The sequence below is a fragment of the Streptomyces sp. NPDC006368 genome, from assembly GCF_040612535.1.
Taxonomy (GTDB): Bacteria; Actinomycetota; Actinomycetes; order Streptomycetales; family Streptomycetaceae; genus Streptomyces.
Genome location: NZ_JBEXQK010000009.1, coordinates 153,409 through 169,644, shown reverse-complemented (window position 1 = coordinate 169,644; position 16,236 = coordinate 153,409). Strand labels below are relative to the sequence as shown.

The following is a 16,236-nucleotide window of genomic DNA, read 5'->3' as shown; positions in this document are numbered from 1 at the left end:
CGGCAGCCGCCTTTCGGCGTCATCCAGGTCATCCAGCCGTCGGTACCGGCGGCCCTGGCCCCAAAGTGGCTCCCAGCGGTCGGCGCTCGGGACGCCACCGGTCCCGTCGGTCCGAATGGTCCTCAAGGCGGTCACGTCCAGCCGAGTTCGCTGTAGAGGCGGCCGGCCTGGATGCCGTGGATCGCGGCCCGGGTGTAGGGCACGATCGGGGAGGGGAGCGCGTCGACCGGCCACCAATCCCAGCTGACGCACCTGTCCGGCTCACGCACCACCGGCTCTCCCTGCCAGCGGTGCGCGCGGAAGACCATCCCGATCCGGGGCCGACCGCCCGGCTCGTCCACCATGTGCACGACGTGCGCCAGCTCCAGGTGTGCGGGCTCGATGACCAGCCCAGCTTCCTCTTCGGCCTCACGGACCAGGCACCCGGCGGCGGACTCCTGCTCGCAGTGTCCGGCGAGGAAGTGGTGGGTGGAGGCCCCGAACGCGGCGTCGGGGTGGCGCAGGCCGAGCAGCACCTTGCCGTCCTGCTCCAGGTAGAGGTGCACGCCGAGGACATTCAGGCGCGCGCGGCTGCCAGGGCGGCTCTGCGCCGGCGCGGCGGGCGGGGCGGGGGTCCCGGCCTGGTGGAGATCGATGACCTCCTTCGTCCAGGGGCACATCGTCAGGTACGGGATGGTCGCGGCGTCGAAGTGCCGGAACATGATGCCTTCGGGGCAGGGCAGTTCGTCGGCGTTGCCGTCCCAGGCCCCGAGGTAGACGCGGATGCGGCCCTTGGTTCCGTCCGGGCCCGGACTGTCCACGACCGTGAACTCCTCCAGCGGCACGGTAAGGCCGGTCTCCTCCCGCAGCTCCCGCTCGACCGCTTCCCGGCAGGACTCCACTCCCTCGCGGTCGCCTCCCGGGATGCTCCACGTGCCAGGGTCACAGATGGGTTTGTTCGCGTCGCGCAGGTGCAGCAGGTACCGGCCGCGGGAATCGACCAGCAGCGCGGCAGTCCCGCGGGGTTCCTCGGTGGTGATCACGGACAGCTCCTCGAGTCGGGGTGGGAAGGGGCGGTCAGCGGTCCTGGGAGAGTTCCAGGAGCTCGGCGAAGGTTCCGCCGGCGTGGACGAGGTCGTCGTAATGGCCCTGTTCGGTGATCCGGCCGTGCTCCATCACGATGATGTGATCGGCGATCTTGGTGTTCTCCAGACGGTGGGTGACCACGATGGTGATGCGGTCGGCGGCGATGGCCTTGATCCGCTCGAAGATCCGGTGCTCGCCGCGCGGGTCCATCTGGGAGGTGGGCTCGTCGAGGATCAGCAGCTCCGGTTGCCTGTACAGGGCCCTGGAGCAGGCGACGCGCTGCCACTGGCCGCCGGAGAGCTCCGATCCGCCGAAGACGTCGCGGGACAGGAGAGTGTCCAGGCCCGCCGGGAGGTCTTCGACGGCTTCGCGCAGACCGACCGCGTCGATGGCGTCCCACACCGGGGTGTCGTCGTGGGTGCGGGGCTGGCCGAGGGTGACGTTGTCGCGGACCCGCAGCGGCCACTGGGCGAAGATCTGCGGCACCAGACCGGTGCGGCGCCAGACGGTGGCCGGGTCGGCGTCGGCGAGGTCGGTGCCGTTCCAGGTGACCTTACCCTTGTCGGGCAGGTAGATCCCGGTGAGCAGCCGGGTGAGCGTGGACTTCCCCGAGCCGTTCGCCCCGACGATCGCGAGGATCCGGCCGCGCTCCAGGGTGAGCGAGACACCGTCCACGGCGGGCTTGTCCTCGCCCGGGTACTGGTAGACGGCTTCCTCGAGCCGAATCACCTCGACCGGGGCTTGGAGCACGTGATCGCCACGCTTGGGGACCCGGGCCGCGGCGTCATCGAGGAAGGACTGCATATCGCTCAGGTACAGGCTGGTGTGGAAGACGGCGGCCCCGTTGATGACGACCTGGGAGAGAGCGGCGAGCGTGGTCTGGACGGCGATGACGGCCGTGGCGGCGACCGCGAGCTCGATACGGCCGGTCACGGCCAGCCACGCGAGGGCCCCCCAGGTCGCGACGAGGAAGACACCACCGGCCAGCGAGGAGAGCAGCGCGATCCGCAGCGTCCTCGGAGCGGCGGCCAGGGTGCGCCGGTCGCACCGGTCGGACAGGGCCCGGTACCAGTGGACGAGGTAGTCGGTCATCGAGTTGGCGCGGACCTCGTCTCCGTACTTCGACGTGGTCGCCCACCAGCGCATCATGCCGCGCACGTTGCGGTCGGCCACGTTGGCGTAGTGGATCTCGTAGTCGACCCGGGCGGTCAGGACCGCGCCGACACCGGCCGGCAGCACGGCAAGCAGAAGCAGCGGCAGCATCAACGGGTTCAGTACCGACAGCACGCCGCCGGCGGTGACCATGCGGATCAGCGCGGACAGGAACCGCTGGGCGTCGGTGACCATCACATGGGTGCGGATCACCCCCATCTCGGCCGCCTCATGCCGGTCCGAGAACCCGTCCTCCGCGTACGCCGCGGCCTCGACCCGGCACACCGCCTCGACCAGCGCACTGTCCGTCTCCGTGATCAGCCGAGGTGTGATCCGCCGCTCGGCGTACGTGGACACCGCTCCCGCGCCGCGGCCCAGCGCGGCGGCCAGCGTCACCAGCAGAAGCGCCGGCAGGGCCCCGTGCAGCCGGTCGCCGGCGGAGCCGCCCCCGAGGAGCGGCTCCATGGCGCGGGCGGTGGCGGTCAGCAGCACGGCGCCCGAGACGCCGGTGACCACCTGGCAGCCGAGCAGGAGCCGCACCGCTCGCCGGTCGGTCCGCCACGACAGCCGGGCGATCCGGCCCAGGACGGCCGGGATCTGCCCGCACATCAGCCGGAAGGAGACCTCGGCGAGCGGATTGACGGAGTACTGCCCGCTGTAGGTGATCTCCGCCGGCGGTGGCGGAGGAGGCGCGGTGTCCTGCTGTTCGTTCGTGGCGGCCGAGGTCAACGTGGTCCCCCTTGGCGGTCGTTCGACGTGGTCGTGAAGCTCAACGACCCGGGCGGGATATCGAACACCTGTGTTTCGGTCGGTTGCGGAATCCCGAGATTGAGCGCGTGTTGGAGCGTGGGGGATGCATCGACCCGTCTCCTGCAACGGGAGGGCGAGGCAGGAGGGTTGGCCGAAACGCCGACGCCGACGCCGACGCCGAGGCCGACGCCGGCCTCGTGCGCTGCGCTGCGCGCGACGCCTGGACCGGGGGAGCCGAGGCTTACACCGCGTTATTCGATCGGGCAGGCGCTCGGAACGTGGGACTCGACTGTTTGCGGGTGACGCGTTCGCGGATCGTGCCGTTGCCGGTACGCAGCTCCGCGGTGAGTTGGTCCTGCGGCTCGTCGGGGAGCAGCCCGGCTCCGAATGCGCACCCGTTCACGAGGCCGCGGCGGCTCCTCTGCTGCCCGTCGCTCGCGAGTGCGGTGAACAAGGGGTGCGCCGGCCCCTCCCGACGGGGTATCCGTCGTTCAGCCGCGTCGCTCGGCGGTGCAGGTCGTGGTGACAGGTCGCGTGGGGCCTCCTCGCTGGTGCCGATGGCATCCAGGATCGTCAGCCCGAGCCGGGCGTCCAGAAGTGCCATTCCCGGTTCAGGTTCCAGCTCGACGTAGAGGTCCGCCGGCCCGTGCGCGTGACGATCGGCTGCCTGTCCGGCAGCGCGCCGGCATGGCGCGGCAAGGCACGCTGTCACGGCCTGCTACGACAAGCGCGCTCAGCTTCCTTTTCGCGTGCCCGGTCGCGGAGGGCGAGTCCGGCCGGCTGCCGGGCGCGGGCCGGTACCGCTCACGCCGGGCACGGCCAGGTCGCGCAGCAGGGCCTGGGACAGTGCCGACTGGGCGGAGCCGATGCCGTGGGAAAGCCCGAAGTTCCGGTGCCCCGGGGGTAGTCGGCGCTGGGGGGACCGGTGGGTCCGACGTTCATCCGCCACGGCGGCAGCCCGGCCGGGTTCGGCAGAGGTTCGCTCAGGCGCACCAGGTGGACAGGACGTCACGGGTGTTCTCGTGGTGCGGGTGGTGGCTCAGATGGGCCCGAAGGCGGGGTGGCGGCGTAAGGCCGGGCATCTCGTCTCCACTCAAGGCCGGGTGGCACGGCAAGCAGTGCCACCCGTATCCCCACCAGACGGTCCAGGCCCCATTGCGGCAGCGAGCTCTGACGGGCAGGCGCCAGATCACGCCAATCCCGGCAGCCACAACTCTTTTCCCCTTGCCAGTACGTACAACTCCGTATACACATGGCCGCCAACAACGCGGGACTGCCGGGCACACGGGGCTCGGGGCCGCGAGGACGGGGGAAGTGTGTGACGTACGAGCGCCTCCTTGCCCGCGTCATCTCCGGGCTGCTGATGGAGCCGCGGAACCGGCCGAGCGTGGGCAGCAGGCTGCGGCGCAAGGGCGGGCCGCCCGTCATCGAGGTCGTCGGACTCGACCGGACGCAGCAGAACGACCTCCTGTGGAGCCTGCGCCACAAGTACGCGGAGCGGCTGCCGGTGAACGTGCCCGAGGTCCCGGTCGGGAACGGGGTCGCGGACTCCTTCTGGTATCTGTCGACCCGGATGTCCGGGCTCAACGGCCCAGCCGGCCGACGTGCCCCGGCCTTTCCGCGCTTCCACCTCGGGCTCCTCGCTCACACCTGGGCCGCCGACCACGCCGACCTCGGCCTGGACCGGCTGCAGTACGCGCACCGCGCCCTGGTGCGTGATCTGGGCCGGAGGCGGCAGGAGGAACCGCCCCGGCGCGACCAGCTGCTGCGCGAGCTCGAGGTACCACTGACGGGGTCCGGCTCGGTCGGCAGCCTCCTGGCGATGCTCTCCACGCTGGCGCGCTTCCTGACCGGACGCCCGCGGCCCGACCGGGTGGCCCTGCGCTGGTGGGGGCGGGCCCTGAGCGTGCAGAAGGGCGGCGCGTTCTCCAACCGCGAGGCGATCGCCATCAGGCTGTTCCACTTCTTCCGGCCACGCCCGCCGCGTCCCGACGACCCGGACGATGTCCGCGAGGAGGCGGCCCGGGCGGAGGCGGCCCGAGTCGCCAACCGGAACGAGTACCTCATCGCCGCCTTCCTCGCGGACATCGACGCGCACTACGGCCTGCTGCGCCGCCTCAACAGGAACCAGCCCCCGCTGATGCTCCTGCAGGTGCACAACGCGGTGGGCCGGGCCGTCCTCGACACTTACCTCGCCGCCTACCGGACCCTGCGCCGCGTAGTGGGTCGCCGTACGACCACGCATCCCGTGGTCCTGGTGGTGAGCGACGACGACGCGGGCGCCCGGCTCTCGGCGGCGCCCCTCGACGAGCTCGAAGCCCTCCTCCACGCCTGGGCACTGCGCCTCGAAGGCGATGTGCGCGAGCGGCGGCTGGTGCGGGTGACGGTGCGGGAGGCGGCACCCGGGGCACGGCCGACCATCTCGGGGGAGGGGCAGTGACGGACACTCCGGAGAAGCCCGGGCACGGCCCGGTGACCCTGGTGGCGATCGCCTTCGGCGTGATCCTCGCGCTGCTGGTGGCATGGACCCTGTGGGACCGGTACGGGCCTGAGGACCCCGACCCGTGCGGCCCGGGCCTGCACACCACCAACGGCGAGTGCATCGGGGTCAGCGACGGCGGCGGCAAGCCCTTCATGGAGGACCTCACCGAGGTCATGAAGCGTATCAAGGAGGAGAACAACCGCATCGACGGCCAGACGCACGTCACCATCGCCCTGATGATCCCGATGACCTCCGACCACGAACAGGTCAGGAGGCAGATTCTGCACGAGGTGCAGGGTGCCTACATCGCCCAGTACTTCGCCAACGGCGCCACCAAGGCCGAGAAACAGAGCGGTGGCGAACACCCCAAGATCCGCCTCGTGCTCGCCAATCCCGGCAAGAACCGCGATCAGTGGCGGCCGGTGGCCGACCAGCTCGCCGGCCTCGCCGAGGACAAAAAGCACAACCTTCGTACCGTCTTCGGCTTCGACCTCAGCGTGCGGCCGACCGCCGAGGCCATCGCGTATCTGACGACGGAGAAGAAGATCCCGGTCGTCGGCGGCCCCATCACCGGCGACGAGTTCACCGGCTACCCCCTGTTCGCCCGGATCGCGCCCACCAACAGCGACCAGGCGGACGCCCTGGTGCACTTCGACGAGAACCTGGATCTCGAGCACGCCATCCTGGTCAAGGACACCAGGTCCTCGGACCCCTACAACGAGTCGCTCCTGCAGGCGTACGAGGGGAAGCTGCGCAGATCGCCGCACGAGCCGATGCCCTTCGAGTCCGATGGGACGGACGCCGAGGGCGGACTGTCCAGCGAGTTCAAGAGAATGGCCACGGACATCTGCGTACTGCGGCCCCAGGTCAACACCGTCTACTTCGCCGGTCGCCCCACCCACCTGCGGCAGTTCCTCAACGAGCTGGCCAGGAACCGCCCGTGCAAGGAGGAGCCGTTCACGGTGGTCAGCGGATCGGGCGCGTCCACGCTGTACGCGGACACGAAGCTGGACTGGGACGCCCTGCGCGGCCTGCGCGGCGACGGCGGCAGGTGGGAAGGCAAGGTGACCGTCCTGTACACCTCCGTCTCGCACCCCGACGGCTGGCTCAGCAAGCAGCCCCGACCGCCCGAGACGGGTGGCTCACCGGCTGTGGTCCGCGAGCTGATGCAGCGGCTGGCGGCACCGGCCCCCGTCGGGCCGATAGGGCCCGCCGACATCTACGACTCGCGCACCGTCTCCGTACACGACTCCGCCAAGACCGCCATCGCGGGAATCAGGCTGCACGCCGAGGGCCGCAAAAGCGGCTACGTCCCCACCCTGCGGGAGATCGGCACCGACTGGAACGCCCTGAGGGGGGTGCACAAGGTCGACGGGGCCAGCGGCTGGATCTGCATCGACAACAAGGGCAACGCCTACAACAAGGCCGTCGCCGTCGTCCGGATCGATCCGGACGTACGCGGCGAACGGCCGACGTTCGTCGGCCTCGCCTGGCCGAGGAAGTCCCCGCCGCCAAAGGGCCAGGAAGGCAGCGGGGCCTGTCAGATCCCCCGCGCCCAGTAGTGCTCCGTTGGGTTCTGGGTCTGGTCCGTTGCGGGGCAGGGGGGCGGCCTCAGGGCGTGCAGGTGCCGGTCCAGCACAGCGGCAGGTCCTTGAGTGCGTCCAGGACCTGGTAGAAGGCCAGGCCGGCGTGAGGGCTTCTGTCTGGGTCCAGCCGCCCGGACCCTTCAGGGTCGAGGAACCGGCGGTGGTGGATGCCCAGGTGGGCCAGCCACCGGCCCACCTGGGCGTTCGCTGATCCGCACGCCCCGGTTCGCGGGTTCGAGCGCGATCCCGCGTGCGGACCACTCGTTGTCCCGCCGCAACTGCTCAATCCGTTCGACGACCCCGGGTGGGGTCCGGGCCGGTGAGGAGTGCGGGACGCTGGAGCGGTCCTGCAGCCCGGCCTCGCCGTATGTGTCGTATCAGTTCTTCCACTTGGACGGGCAGCGCGGGGGACGCCCGGCCCCGGCTGCCGCGTGGGCGATCGGACGGCTGCGGCAGCGCTCCACGACCCTTCGGCGGCCCTCAATGTCCAAGGGAGCGTTCGCATGTGTCACCGGAACACCTCGGCGCTTCGGCCGGCCGCGACCACAGTGCGGAGGGGGAACGCGATGAGCAGTGCGACAGCGACCAGGAGCCCGCTCGCCCACAGCGGTCCGAGGTCCCCGAGCTCGGTACTGAGGGTGGCCGCGGCGACGAGGGGGCCGGCGGCGGCGCCGATGTTGAGTGCCGCGGTCGCGTACGAGCCGGCCATGGTGGGGGCTTCCGCCGCTTCGTAGAGGACCCGCGTGATCAGCGTGCTGCCCAGTGCGAATGACAGCGCGCCCTGCGCGAACACAAGAGTGCACAGGGCGACCGGCTTGTCGGCCAGTACCGCCAGGGCCGGCCAGCCGACGAGCAGCAGCGGACCACCGACTGCGATGACCGGACCGGGACGCCGGTCGGACAGCCGGCCGGCGACGGTGACGCCGACGAGGGAACCAGCGCCGAAGAGCACCAGAACGACGGAGACCCACAGCTCGTCCAGCCCGGCGGTGTCGGTCACGACGGGGGCGAGGAAGGTGAAGCTGCCGAAGGTCGCCGCGTTCACCAGCGCGCCGAGCACCATCACCAGGATCAACCGCGGCCTTGCGAGCAGGGCCAGCTCCGCTCGCAAGGCCGGCCGGGCAGTCGCCGCTTCCTTCAGGCGTCCCACTGGGATGCCCTGCAGAATGCCGAAAGCTGCAGGCAGGCAGAGAGCGGCGACAGCCCAGAATGTGGCCTGCCAGCCGAACACCGTGCCGAGTACCGACCCACCGGGGACACCGGCGATCGTGGCCACCGTCGTGCCCGACAGCAGCACGGCCAGCGCACGTCCCTTCTTGTCGGGCGGGGCCAGCGTGGCGGCAGCCGTCAGAGCGACGGCAAGGAACCCCGCGTTCGCGAGCGCGGCGACGACCCGGGTGGCGAACAGGACCGGGAAGCTCGTGGTGATGGCGCCCGCAGCGTGAGCCGCCGCGAAAGTGAGGAGGAAGCCGAGAAGGCTGGAGCGCCTGGGCCAGTCGCGGGCAAGCGCGGCCACCAGGGGGGCGCCGACGATCATGCCGATCGCGAAGGCCGAGGTGAGCACGCCCGCTGTCCCGACTGTGACGTCGAAATCCGAGGCGATGTCCGGCAACAGGCCGGCGAGCATGAACTCCGAGGTGCCCATGGCGAAGACCGCCATGGCGAGCAGGTACAGCGAGAGAGGCATCGAAGGCTCCGGGGTGAGGAGAAGCACGAGAAGGTCATCTCGTCACCGCGGCCAGCCCCAAGGGCACGCTCGTCCCACCACGGAATGCGGCGCGACGACAGGGCTACGAGCTCAGGGGTTCATGGGGCTGACGGCGTGACCGAAAGCCCCCACCTTGTCTGACTCAGGACTCGACATGGCCCGCACGCTACCCGACCGATGCCCGTAGCGGCACCTCGGTTTCACCGGCATCGGCCGGTGTCACCGACGTCATGTCCCGCAACACGTAGGGGTCATTGGCGACAGCGAATCAGGTCGACGTTTCCGGTCATCCGTCCACAGCCGGTCCCGCCTCCTGAAGATGACGTACAGACCTCGTGCACACCACCGCCATCAGCAGGACCGCGAAGGGGTAGCCGTACACCCAGTGCAGCTGGGGCATGTGGTTGAGGTTCCTGCCGTGGATCCTCGTCATCCCCCTCGCGTCGCTGACCTGCTCGGATTCCTCCAAAAGGCCGCCTGCACCGCGGCTTTGCATTCTTCCGGGGCTTTCACCGTGGCGCGGATTTGCGCGGTCGATTCTCCCCAGACGCTCCCCGGCGGAGTCCATACACGAACTCGTCCGGGTGACGCATGACCCTGGCCAGCCGCCACGCCGCGCCGCGCCGTACAAGTGGCTTCCCGCATGGAAAAGCGGTGCGTGGCGGGGATTGGGGTACGCGACGGGTGCCAGACAACCGATCGCTTTATTGACCAGGAGGAGCTTTGAGCGACTTCCAGGGCACGAGCCGCCCGGACCAAAGCAGGTCGGCGGCGGTGGCCGGCACGGCTCAGGACAGGGCGAGCGAAGGCGCCGGGCTGGTGGGTGACAAGGCCGCCGAGGTGGCCGACACCGCGAAGGAACAAGCGGCGGGCGTTGCTCACGAGGCCACTGTTCAGGCGCGGGACCTGGTGGGAGAGCTGCGGGACCAGCTCCAGGGCCAGGCGCAGTCACAGACGCAGCGTCTGGCGGAGAATGTGCGCCGACTGGCCGATGAACTGCGGGACATGAGTGAGAGCGGCAAGCCGGATTCCACCGCCTCGAGCGTGGTGCGCCAGATAGCTGACGGCGGCCGTCAGGTGGCTTCCCGCCTGGAGCAGCGCGGGCCGGATGGCCTCATCAGTGACCTGCAGGACTTTGCGCGCCGCCGGCCCGGTGTGTTCCTGGCGGGGGCGGCGCTGGCAGGGTTCGCCGTCGCGCGGGCCGGCAAGGGAGTCAGCGCTGCCGGCTCGTCCGCTACGTCGGGTTCGGGCGCTGAGAGCGGGCAGCACCAGGTTCCCTCGAGCCCGGTCACCTCGCCCCGGCCACAGGTGACGGGTGCCGGCACCCCCCAGCCGGGGTATGAGAGCCACCCGGACCCCCACGGTCGGTTCCAACCGCCGCCCGTCGCACCTGGCTACGGGCAGTCTCCCGCGCCTTCCTGGCCCGCGGCAACGCCGCCCCCTCCTCCGCCGCAGGCTTCGCCTGCCACCCCGCCGCCGCCCTACCCGGCCCCGCAACGGCCGATCCAGGGGAGTTGAGCGGTGGCTGCACAGTTCCCGGAACCCGGTACGGACGCCCCACGTCCACGTGGCCCACGCTCCGTCGAATCGGACGATCCGTCCATCGGCGACCTGCTGAGCGAGATCAGCACCGATCTGTCGCAGCTGGTGCGTGATGAGATCGAACTGGCCAAAGCGGAGATCAAGCAGGAATCGGTGAAGGCCGGCAAGGCCGTCGGCATGCTGGGCGGCGCCGGTTACGCCGGTCACCTCGCCGTGCTCCTGGGCAGCCTGACCCTCATTTTCGCCCTCGCCAACGTCATGGACATCGCCTGGGCGGCGCTGATCGTCACGGTGGTGTGGGCGGTGGTCGCGGCCGTGCTGTACACCACCGGCCGTAAACGCCTGCGCACCGTGAACCTCAAGCCCGAACAAACCATGGAATCCCTGAAGGAGGATGCCCAATGGGCGCGACACCCGACGAGCTGAGGACTGACGTGGAATACCGGCGTGCCCATCTGGCCCGCAACGTCGACCTCCTGGCGGACAAGGTGACCCCCCGCAGGGTGGCCCAGCGCAAGGTCGGTGATGCCCGGAATCGGTTGACCGGCATCAAGGAGCGTGTGATGGGCACGGCCCGCGACACCACCGGCGGAATCGCGGACACTGCCGGCCGGACAGCAGGCAGCCTCGCCGACTCCGCCCGGGAAACGACCGGTCAGATCGGTGAAGCCGTCCAGCAGGCGCCCGCTCAGGTCAAGCAGCAGACCCAGGGCAGCCCGCTCGCGGCCGGTCTCATCGCCTTTGGCGCCGGCATGCTGACCGCCGCGCTCCTGCCGACCACCAAGGCAGAGGAACAAGCCGGCCAGCAGCTGCGCGAACACTCCGATGAGCTGCTCGAACCGGTGAAGCAACAGGCCGTCCAGGCAGCGCAGGACATCAAGGAAGAACTGCGCCAACCGGCCGCCGACGCAGTGGAGGCCGTCAAGTCCACGGCACGGGAAGCGGTGCAGACCACGACGGAACAGGCCCGGAGCGCCGGTCAGGACACCGCGCAGGGGCTGCGCGAGGTGAGCCGGGACGCCGCTCATGAGATGCGCGAGCAGGCCGGCCGCCCCGGACAACCCCGTACATAAGGGGCTGGTGCCCTCCGGATCCCTGGCCTGCCCCGTGCCTTTCTGGGCTTATGCAAGTCGGTCGGCCGCACGGCAGACGCGGTGAAGCGGAACAGGAGCCGCCCCCCTCGGTACCGGGGGGCGGCCCCTGTTCTCCACCGGCTCGCGCCTTGGCGGGTAGGGGCAGCCGCAGATGCTGCCGACGCAGACCTGCTCAATGGCAGATCATGCGCATGCTGGCACCGGTTGTGCACGGCTTTTTCGGGCCTCAATCGGTCTTTCGGTCATGTCCGAGACCGCCTGGAGCACTTATCTGGAACGCGCCGGAAGGACTCCGCAACGGCACGTGCGTGCCTCGTCGCGGGAGGTCGACCGGTAGGGCGACGCGCAGCCAGGGCGGTACATCAGGCAGGGCAGGCAACCGGGAACCCCGGATGAGTGACCGATGTGGCGTGTTCATGGCATTAAGCAGGCATTGGTGCCTGGGTATCGGGGCACGCGCGAGTGCATGGGAATCCAGACGTTTGCCAGGACCACCGCGCACGGCCGGTTGCCTGAGCTGCGGGCCGGCGCCTCACACCGGCGGGCTGAGGGAAGGCACCGGCGTCCTGGACGGCGCTGGGGCAGGTGGCATCGCAGGCTTCTGGCCTATCGCAACATCGAGCTGCTGCCCTCTCCCGACCCGGAGGGGGCGGGTGAGGACTGTCTTCTGCTGGTACACGGTCGCAAGGTGGTCGGGCGGGTGACGTATCTAGCATGCGGTCAGTGTGCTGAGGGCGTGATCACCGACCTGGTCCTCGACGAACCGTTCCGCGGCAGCGGACTGGGTACCAGGGCACTTTCGCATCTACGCTCCCGGTATCCCGGCGTCAACTGGCGCACTACGCTCGACCGTCGCCTCACCCGTGATCTGCTGCGGCGGATGCGGGTCCCCACGGCATCCGCCGGGGGGACCTGCCCCCATGTGCTGCCCGCTGTCGCTGCCCCTGCCGGTGGTTGAGCGGCGTCGGCGGGCTCTGCGGCGAAACAGGGGCGGGGTCCTGCGCTGGGTCGGCGTGGCCGGTACGGGTGTCGACGGCAGGTGAACACCCGGTGGCAGTCTGTGTGCCGGGCGGTGCGGGGGCGTGGTGAGGAGCGGGACGGGCTGCTGCTGCAAGGCAAGGGAGCCGCTGCGGCTGCGGCCGCTCGATGGGTGTCGTCGTGGTTGCTGCCGTCGACGGTCACGGCTTTCGCCACGTTCACCGCGCTGCCGGCGCTGCAAGTCCACGGTCCACCGCTCGCTGTGGGACTCGACGCAGAACCACGGAGTTCCAGGACCTCCCGTGTGAGGGAGTAGATCTCTTGGATCACGTCCTCGCCCGGGAGAACACCCGGCGCTCCAGGCCGGTCAGACCACTGCGTACTTCTTCGGCGATGGCGGTGCAGGTGTCCACGGTTACGTCCAGGACGGCATGCAGCACCACTACCGGGTCCAGTGCCAGCATGGCCGGGCCACGGTCGAGCCGGCGGGCGGATCGACCCCATTTCACCTGTGCACCGCGCCCGATCCATGCCCCTCATCTGCCCGAAGAGCACCGGCGCGGATCCCGTCGCGCCGCCAAGCGGACAGGTCGCAACCACGCGGCCCCAAAGCCCGCCCCGCGGTGGTGGGCCTTCGGCTACCAGCCAGGCGGATGCGCTGAAAACGTCCCTGCGCCCGCCCCGGGGCTTCAGGGGCCGGCCGGGCGGGCGCAGGAATTCGTTGTCACCTTCGCCCCGCCACGGCGCGGGCGTCAGGGTGGTCACCGGCTCCGTGTGCAGGTCACGCGTTCAGGCTGCGGGTCATGCCGACCAGAGGAGGAGCGGTCCTTGCCCTGCGCATTCGGGTCGGCATTCCCAGGGCCGGCCTTTCGGCTCACCGGTGCCGGTGTCGCCGTTCCTGGATCTTCTTCATCTGCTCCTCGAGGAGCTTGTTACGGCCCTGGGCCTTGTGTCGCGTCTTGCTGCTCTGCTCACCTTCGCCCTTCTGCTGCCGCAACTTCTCAGCCATGTCTTTGGCCCGCTGCCTCATTCCTTCTACGCCCATGACGGCACCTCCTGGCAATTGCTTCAGCCCTATTCACCACACTGGCACCGGGTCGTGGCTCCCGCATCTGGCAGCGCCTCCACCATCGCGGCCCTTGCGGGAAAACCGTGCTTTGGTTGTGGCCTCGACCCTGCGGGCGCCCGAGGGCGAGGGGCCGGCAGCGGGTGGGGAGGTCCCTTCCGTATCGTGTGAGTCCCCGGCGTCCCGCGTTCGGCTGCCACGGGGCGCCCCCGCCGATCATCAGCGCCTCCTCCTTGTCCCGGCACACAAGCCGCTGGAACGGGCTCCCGGCGACACAAGGGTCAGCGGGTAAGTATCAGCCCTGACTGACTCCTGGCTCGTCCTCGTGCCGGCCGTAGAGCGGCTGGAGCCTTTTCCAGTGCCGGTCGAGGTGTCCGTCGGTCTCGCGCAAAGTTTGGTCGGCGGTGGGGTCGAGCATTGCGGCGGGTAGCTCTGACGCGGGCGCGGACTTGCTTGTGGGACTTGTTGTGGGCCTGCGGCAGGACGGCCGGGCGGTGTCGCGCCGTGCTGGGTTACTGGTACACCTGCCACCAGCGGTCCGCCTCAGCGCGAGCCACTTCGGCGTCGTACTGACTCGCGTCGAAGTGGAGATCCGGCGGAGGGTAGGGCTTGAGGGTGTGCGCCGCCCATGGCACCTCCCAGTCCGACCACTGCACGATCTCCCCGAGCCGCTGCACGACCATGGTCAGGAAGCCGCAGCAGCCACCGGTGCAGTCCGGTTCGCCCAGCTCCAGACGGCGCGCCTCGCCGGTCGCTCGGAGGGGGCTGGGCTGCCCCGCCGGCAGCACAACGGCGGCGTACGGACCGCGGCCGCCTTCGCCGACCGCTTCTTCGACCACGTCCTCGCCATTGACCCAGAACCGCAACTGGGCAGCGAACCGGGGTCCCGGCGGCAACACCCTGATCTCCAAACGATCGAACATCAGACCACCTTATGGGGCACGCCGACGTCGACGCGCGGCCCAGCCGACATCTCCCTCCACCCGGCCGATGAAGTGTCCACGAGGTGCCTCCCGTTCTTGTGAATATCGCCCGTGGCCCGAGCGGGGCACCTCCCGAAGTCGTGGACATCTGCCGTCGGAACGCGGGCTGCGGCTCAAGTTCTGTGGTGTGCCTACTCCCTGTCAGCGTTGATCTTGCTGGCCCCTTTCGCGAGGTCGTCTGGAAACCGCCGGTACCGACCTCGTCTGGGCTGATGGTTCTGGGCTGTGCGCGAGGTACTGCTCCGGCTGGAAGAGCTGCTCTTCCTGTCGGCTCCGGGGATCAGGGTGGTGTCGGTGCAGGACGACGGAGAGGTGGTCCGAGTCGGCGTCCGATGTCGGACGGCCAGGGCTCGGTGCCCGGGCTGCGGGAACTGGTCGGGACGGGTGCACGGGTCCTACCTGAGGTTCCCCGCTGACCTCCCGGTGGTGGGTCGGCGGGTGGTGCTGTGTCTTCGTGTCCGGCGCTTCATGTGCGAAGACCTCTCCTGTGGGCGGCGGACGTTCGTCGAGCAGGTCGCGGGCCTGACCCGGCGGTACAGCCAGCGCACCGAACGAATGCGGTCAGTGCTGGCCGAGGTCGGCCTCGCGTTGGCCGGTCGTGCCGGTGCCTGACTGGCCGACGTCTTCGGTGCGAGGGTCAGCCGGAATACAGTCCTGCGGCTGGTCGATGCCCTCCCGGAGCCCAAGCCACAGGTCCCGCGTGTGGTCGGCGTCGACGAGTACGCGATGCGCAGGGGAAGTGTCTACGGGACCGTGCTGGTCGACGTCGAGACCCGCAGTCTGGTGGACCTGCTGCCGGATCGAGAGGCGGTCACTGTCGCGGCCTGGATGGCCGAGCGCCCGGGGATCGAAGTCGTCTGCCGCGACCGCGCTCCATTCTTCGCCGAGGGCGCCAGCATCGGGGCGCCCACCGCGGTCCAGGTCGCCGACCGGTTCCACCTGTGGCGCAACCTCGGCGAAGCGGCCGAGCGGTGTGTCTCCCGCCACCGCTCGTGCCTCCGCGCGTCCTTCGCCGAGTCGGCGCCGGAGCAGGTTCCGGCGCCGGCGCCGGCGCCGGCCGAAAACGGGTCGCCATGGCCCACAGGGCACCGGTTCGCCGACCGTACCCGCGCCAAGCACGCCGCCGTCCACGCGCTGCTGGCCGCTGGCCACAGCCGACGGTCGGTCCAGCGCGAGCTCGGCATGACCTACCGCACCGTCCAACGGCTAGCCGACGCCGCGAGGCCGGAAGGCCTGTTCCAGGGGCAGTGGCAGAACCGCCCGACCAAGCTCGACGACTTCAAGCCGTACCTTCACGAGCGATGGGCCCAGGGCTGCACGAACGCCTGGACCCTCTGGGAAGAGATCAAATCGCAGGGCTATACCGGCGGCTACGGCGCCGTCCGTGCCTACCTCCAACCGTTTCGCACATCCCCGACCGCACCTGCAGCCCGTCCTCCGTCCCCGCGCACGGTCACCGGCTGGATCCTGACTCACCCCGACACCCTGCCGGAGTGCGAGCGGCTGAAGCTCAAATCCGTCCTTGCCGGCTGCCCTCAACTGGATGCCCTCACCAGGCACGTCCGCGCGTTCGGGAAGATGCTCACTCAGCTCCAGGGCGACCAGCTCCCACAATGGATCAAGGCGGTCCGCGCTGACGACCTGCCCAGCCTCCACACCTTCGTCAACGGCCTCGAACGCGATCTCGCCGCCGTCACCGCTGGTCTCACACTGCCGTGGAGCTCCGGCATCGTCGAAGGCCACGTCAAATGGATCAAAATGATCAAGCGCCAGATGTACGGCCGGGCTGGCTTCGGTCTCCTGCGGAAACGAGTCCTGCTGGCATTCTGA

The 16,236-nt window shown here is 69.9% G+C and carries 17 protein-coding genes; 8 read left to right on the top strand and 9 right to left on the bottom strand.

Annotated elements, in window-relative coordinates:
- Positions 1–131 precede the first annotated feature (131 nt).
- A complete protein-coding gene (locus ABZZ38_RS10625) occupies positions 132–1,022 on the bottom strand; it encodes an NUDIX domain-containing protein (protein WP_356737893.1) in 891 nt (296 codons plus the stop codon).
- 34 nt (positions 1,023–1,056) lie between these two features.
- Positions 1,057–2,946 (bottom strand): ATP-binding cassette domain-containing protein, encoded by a 1,890-nt coding sequence (locus tag ABZZ38_RS10620; protein WP_356737891.1) that lies wholly within the window; start codon positions 2,944–2,946, stop codon positions 1,057–1,059.
- Positions 2,947–4,285: 1,339 nt separating this feature from the next.
- On the opposite strand from ABZZ38_RS10620, the gene ABZZ38_RS10615 reads away from it, so the two are divergent.
- Both ABZZ38_RS10615 and ABZZ38_RS10610 read left to right on the top strand, forming a co-directional pair.
- Entirely contained in the window at positions 4,286–5,407 is a 1,122-nt protein-coding gene (locus ABZZ38_RS10615; protein ID WP_356737889.1) for a hypothetical protein, read from the top strand.
- Positions 5,404–7,011: a hypothetical protein gene (locus ABZZ38_RS10610; protein ID WP_356737887.1), complete on the top strand. Its 1,608-nt coding sequence runs from the start codon at positions 5,404–5,406 to the stop codon at positions 7,009–7,011. Before ABZZ38_RS10615 ends, ABZZ38_RS10610 begins: the two co-directional genes overlap by 4 nt.
- Positions 7,012–7,060: 49 nt before the next feature.
- Here ABZZ38_RS10610 and ABZZ38_RS10605 read toward each other — a convergent pair whose 3' ends face one another.
- The 4 genes from ABZZ38_RS10605 to ABZZ38_RS10590 all read right to left on the bottom strand — a co-directional run bounded on the left by ABZZ38_RS10605 (position 7,061) and on the right by ABZZ38_RS10590 (position 9,176).
- A complete protein-coding gene (locus ABZZ38_RS10605) occupies positions 7,061–7,231 on the bottom strand; it encodes a hypothetical protein (RefSeq protein WP_356737885.1) in 171 nt (56 codons plus the stop codon).
- Positions 7,176–7,388 (bottom strand): hypothetical protein, encoded by a 213-nt coding sequence (locus ABZZ38_RS10600; RefSeq protein WP_356737933.1) that lies wholly within the window; start codon positions 7,386–7,388, stop codon positions 7,176–7,178. Before ABZZ38_RS10600 ends, ABZZ38_RS10605 begins: the two co-directional genes overlap by 56 nt.
- A gap of 155 nt (positions 7,389–7,543) precedes the next feature.
- Positions 7,544–8,722: a Cmx/CmrA family chloramphenicol efflux MFS transporter gene (locus tag ABZZ38_RS10595; protein WP_356737883.1), complete on the bottom strand. Its 1,179-nt coding sequence runs from the start codon at positions 8,720–8,722 to the stop codon at positions 7,544–7,546.
- A 307-nt stretch (positions 8,723–9,029) separates the two neighbouring features.
- A complete protein-coding gene (locus ABZZ38_RS10590; RefSeq protein WP_356737881.1) occupies positions 9,030–9,176 on the bottom strand; it encodes a hypothetical protein in 147 nt (48 codons plus the stop codon).
- Positions 9,177–9,466: 290 nt separating this feature from the next.
- On the opposite strand from ABZZ38_RS10590, the gene ABZZ38_RS10585 reads away from it, so the two are divergent.
- The 4 genes from ABZZ38_RS10585 to ABZZ38_RS10570 all read left to right on the top strand — a co-directional run bounded on the left by ABZZ38_RS10585 (position 9,467) and on the right by ABZZ38_RS10570 (position 12,337).
- Positions 9,467–10,261, top strand: coding sequence for a hypothetical protein (locus ABZZ38_RS10585; RefSeq protein ID WP_356737879.1), 795 nt, complete (start codon positions 9,467–9,469; stop codon positions 10,259–10,261).
- Positions 10,262–10,264: 3 nt separating this feature from the next.
- A complete protein-coding gene (locus ABZZ38_RS10580) occupies positions 10,265–10,711 on the top strand; it encodes a phage holin family protein (RefSeq protein WP_356737877.1) in 447 nt (148 codons plus the stop codon).
- Positions 10,687–11,358 carry a DUF3618 domain-containing protein gene (locus tag ABZZ38_RS10575; protein ID WP_356737875.1) on the top strand — a complete coding sequence of 224 codons (672 nt, stop codon included), beginning with the start codon at positions 10,687–10,689 and terminating at the stop codon, positions 11,356–11,358. The genes ABZZ38_RS10580 and ABZZ38_RS10575 overlap by 25 nt, the downstream gene beginning before the upstream one ends.
- A 424-nt stretch (positions 11,359–11,782) precedes the next feature.
- Entirely contained in the window at positions 11,783–12,337 is a 555-nt protein-coding gene (locus ABZZ38_RS10570) for a GNAT family N-acetyltransferase (RefSeq protein ID WP_356737873.1), read from the top strand.
- Positions 12,338–12,683: 346 nt separating this feature from the next.
- Here the strand turns inward: ABZZ38_RS10570 and ABZZ38_RS10565 are convergent, their stop codons facing one another.
- From ABZZ38_RS10565 to ABZZ38_RS10555, 3 genes are all read right to left on the bottom strand, one after another.
- Positions 12,684–12,821 (bottom strand): hypothetical protein, encoded by a 138-nt coding sequence (locus ABZZ38_RS10565; protein ID WP_356737871.1) that lies wholly within the window; start codon positions 12,819–12,821, stop codon positions 12,684–12,686.
- A gap of 410 nt (positions 12,822–13,231) precedes the next feature.
- Entirely contained in the window at positions 13,232–13,366 is a 135-nt protein-coding gene (locus ABZZ38_RS10560) for a hypothetical protein (RefSeq protein ID WP_356737870.1), read from the bottom strand.
- Between the two features lie 569 nt (positions 13,367–13,935).
- Positions 13,936–14,346, bottom strand: a complete 411-nt coding sequence (locus tag ABZZ38_RS10555; RefSeq protein WP_356737868.1) for a hypothetical protein — start codon at positions 14,344–14,346, stop codon at positions 13,936–13,938.
- Between the two features lie 285 nt (positions 14,347–14,631).
- Between ABZZ38_RS10555 and ABZZ38_RS10550 the strand changes: the two genes are divergently transcribed.
- Together ABZZ38_RS10550 and ABZZ38_RS10545 are read left to right on the top strand one after the other, a co-directional pair.
- Positions 14,632–15,018 (top strand): transposase family protein, encoded by a 387-nt coding sequence (locus ABZZ38_RS10550; RefSeq protein WP_356737866.1) that lies wholly within the window; start codon positions 14,632–14,634, stop codon positions 15,016–15,018.
- Between the two features lie 90 nt (positions 15,019–15,108).
- Entirely contained in the window at positions 15,109–16,236 is a 1,128-nt protein-coding gene (locus ABZZ38_RS10545) for a transposase (RefSeq protein WP_356737864.1), read from the top strand.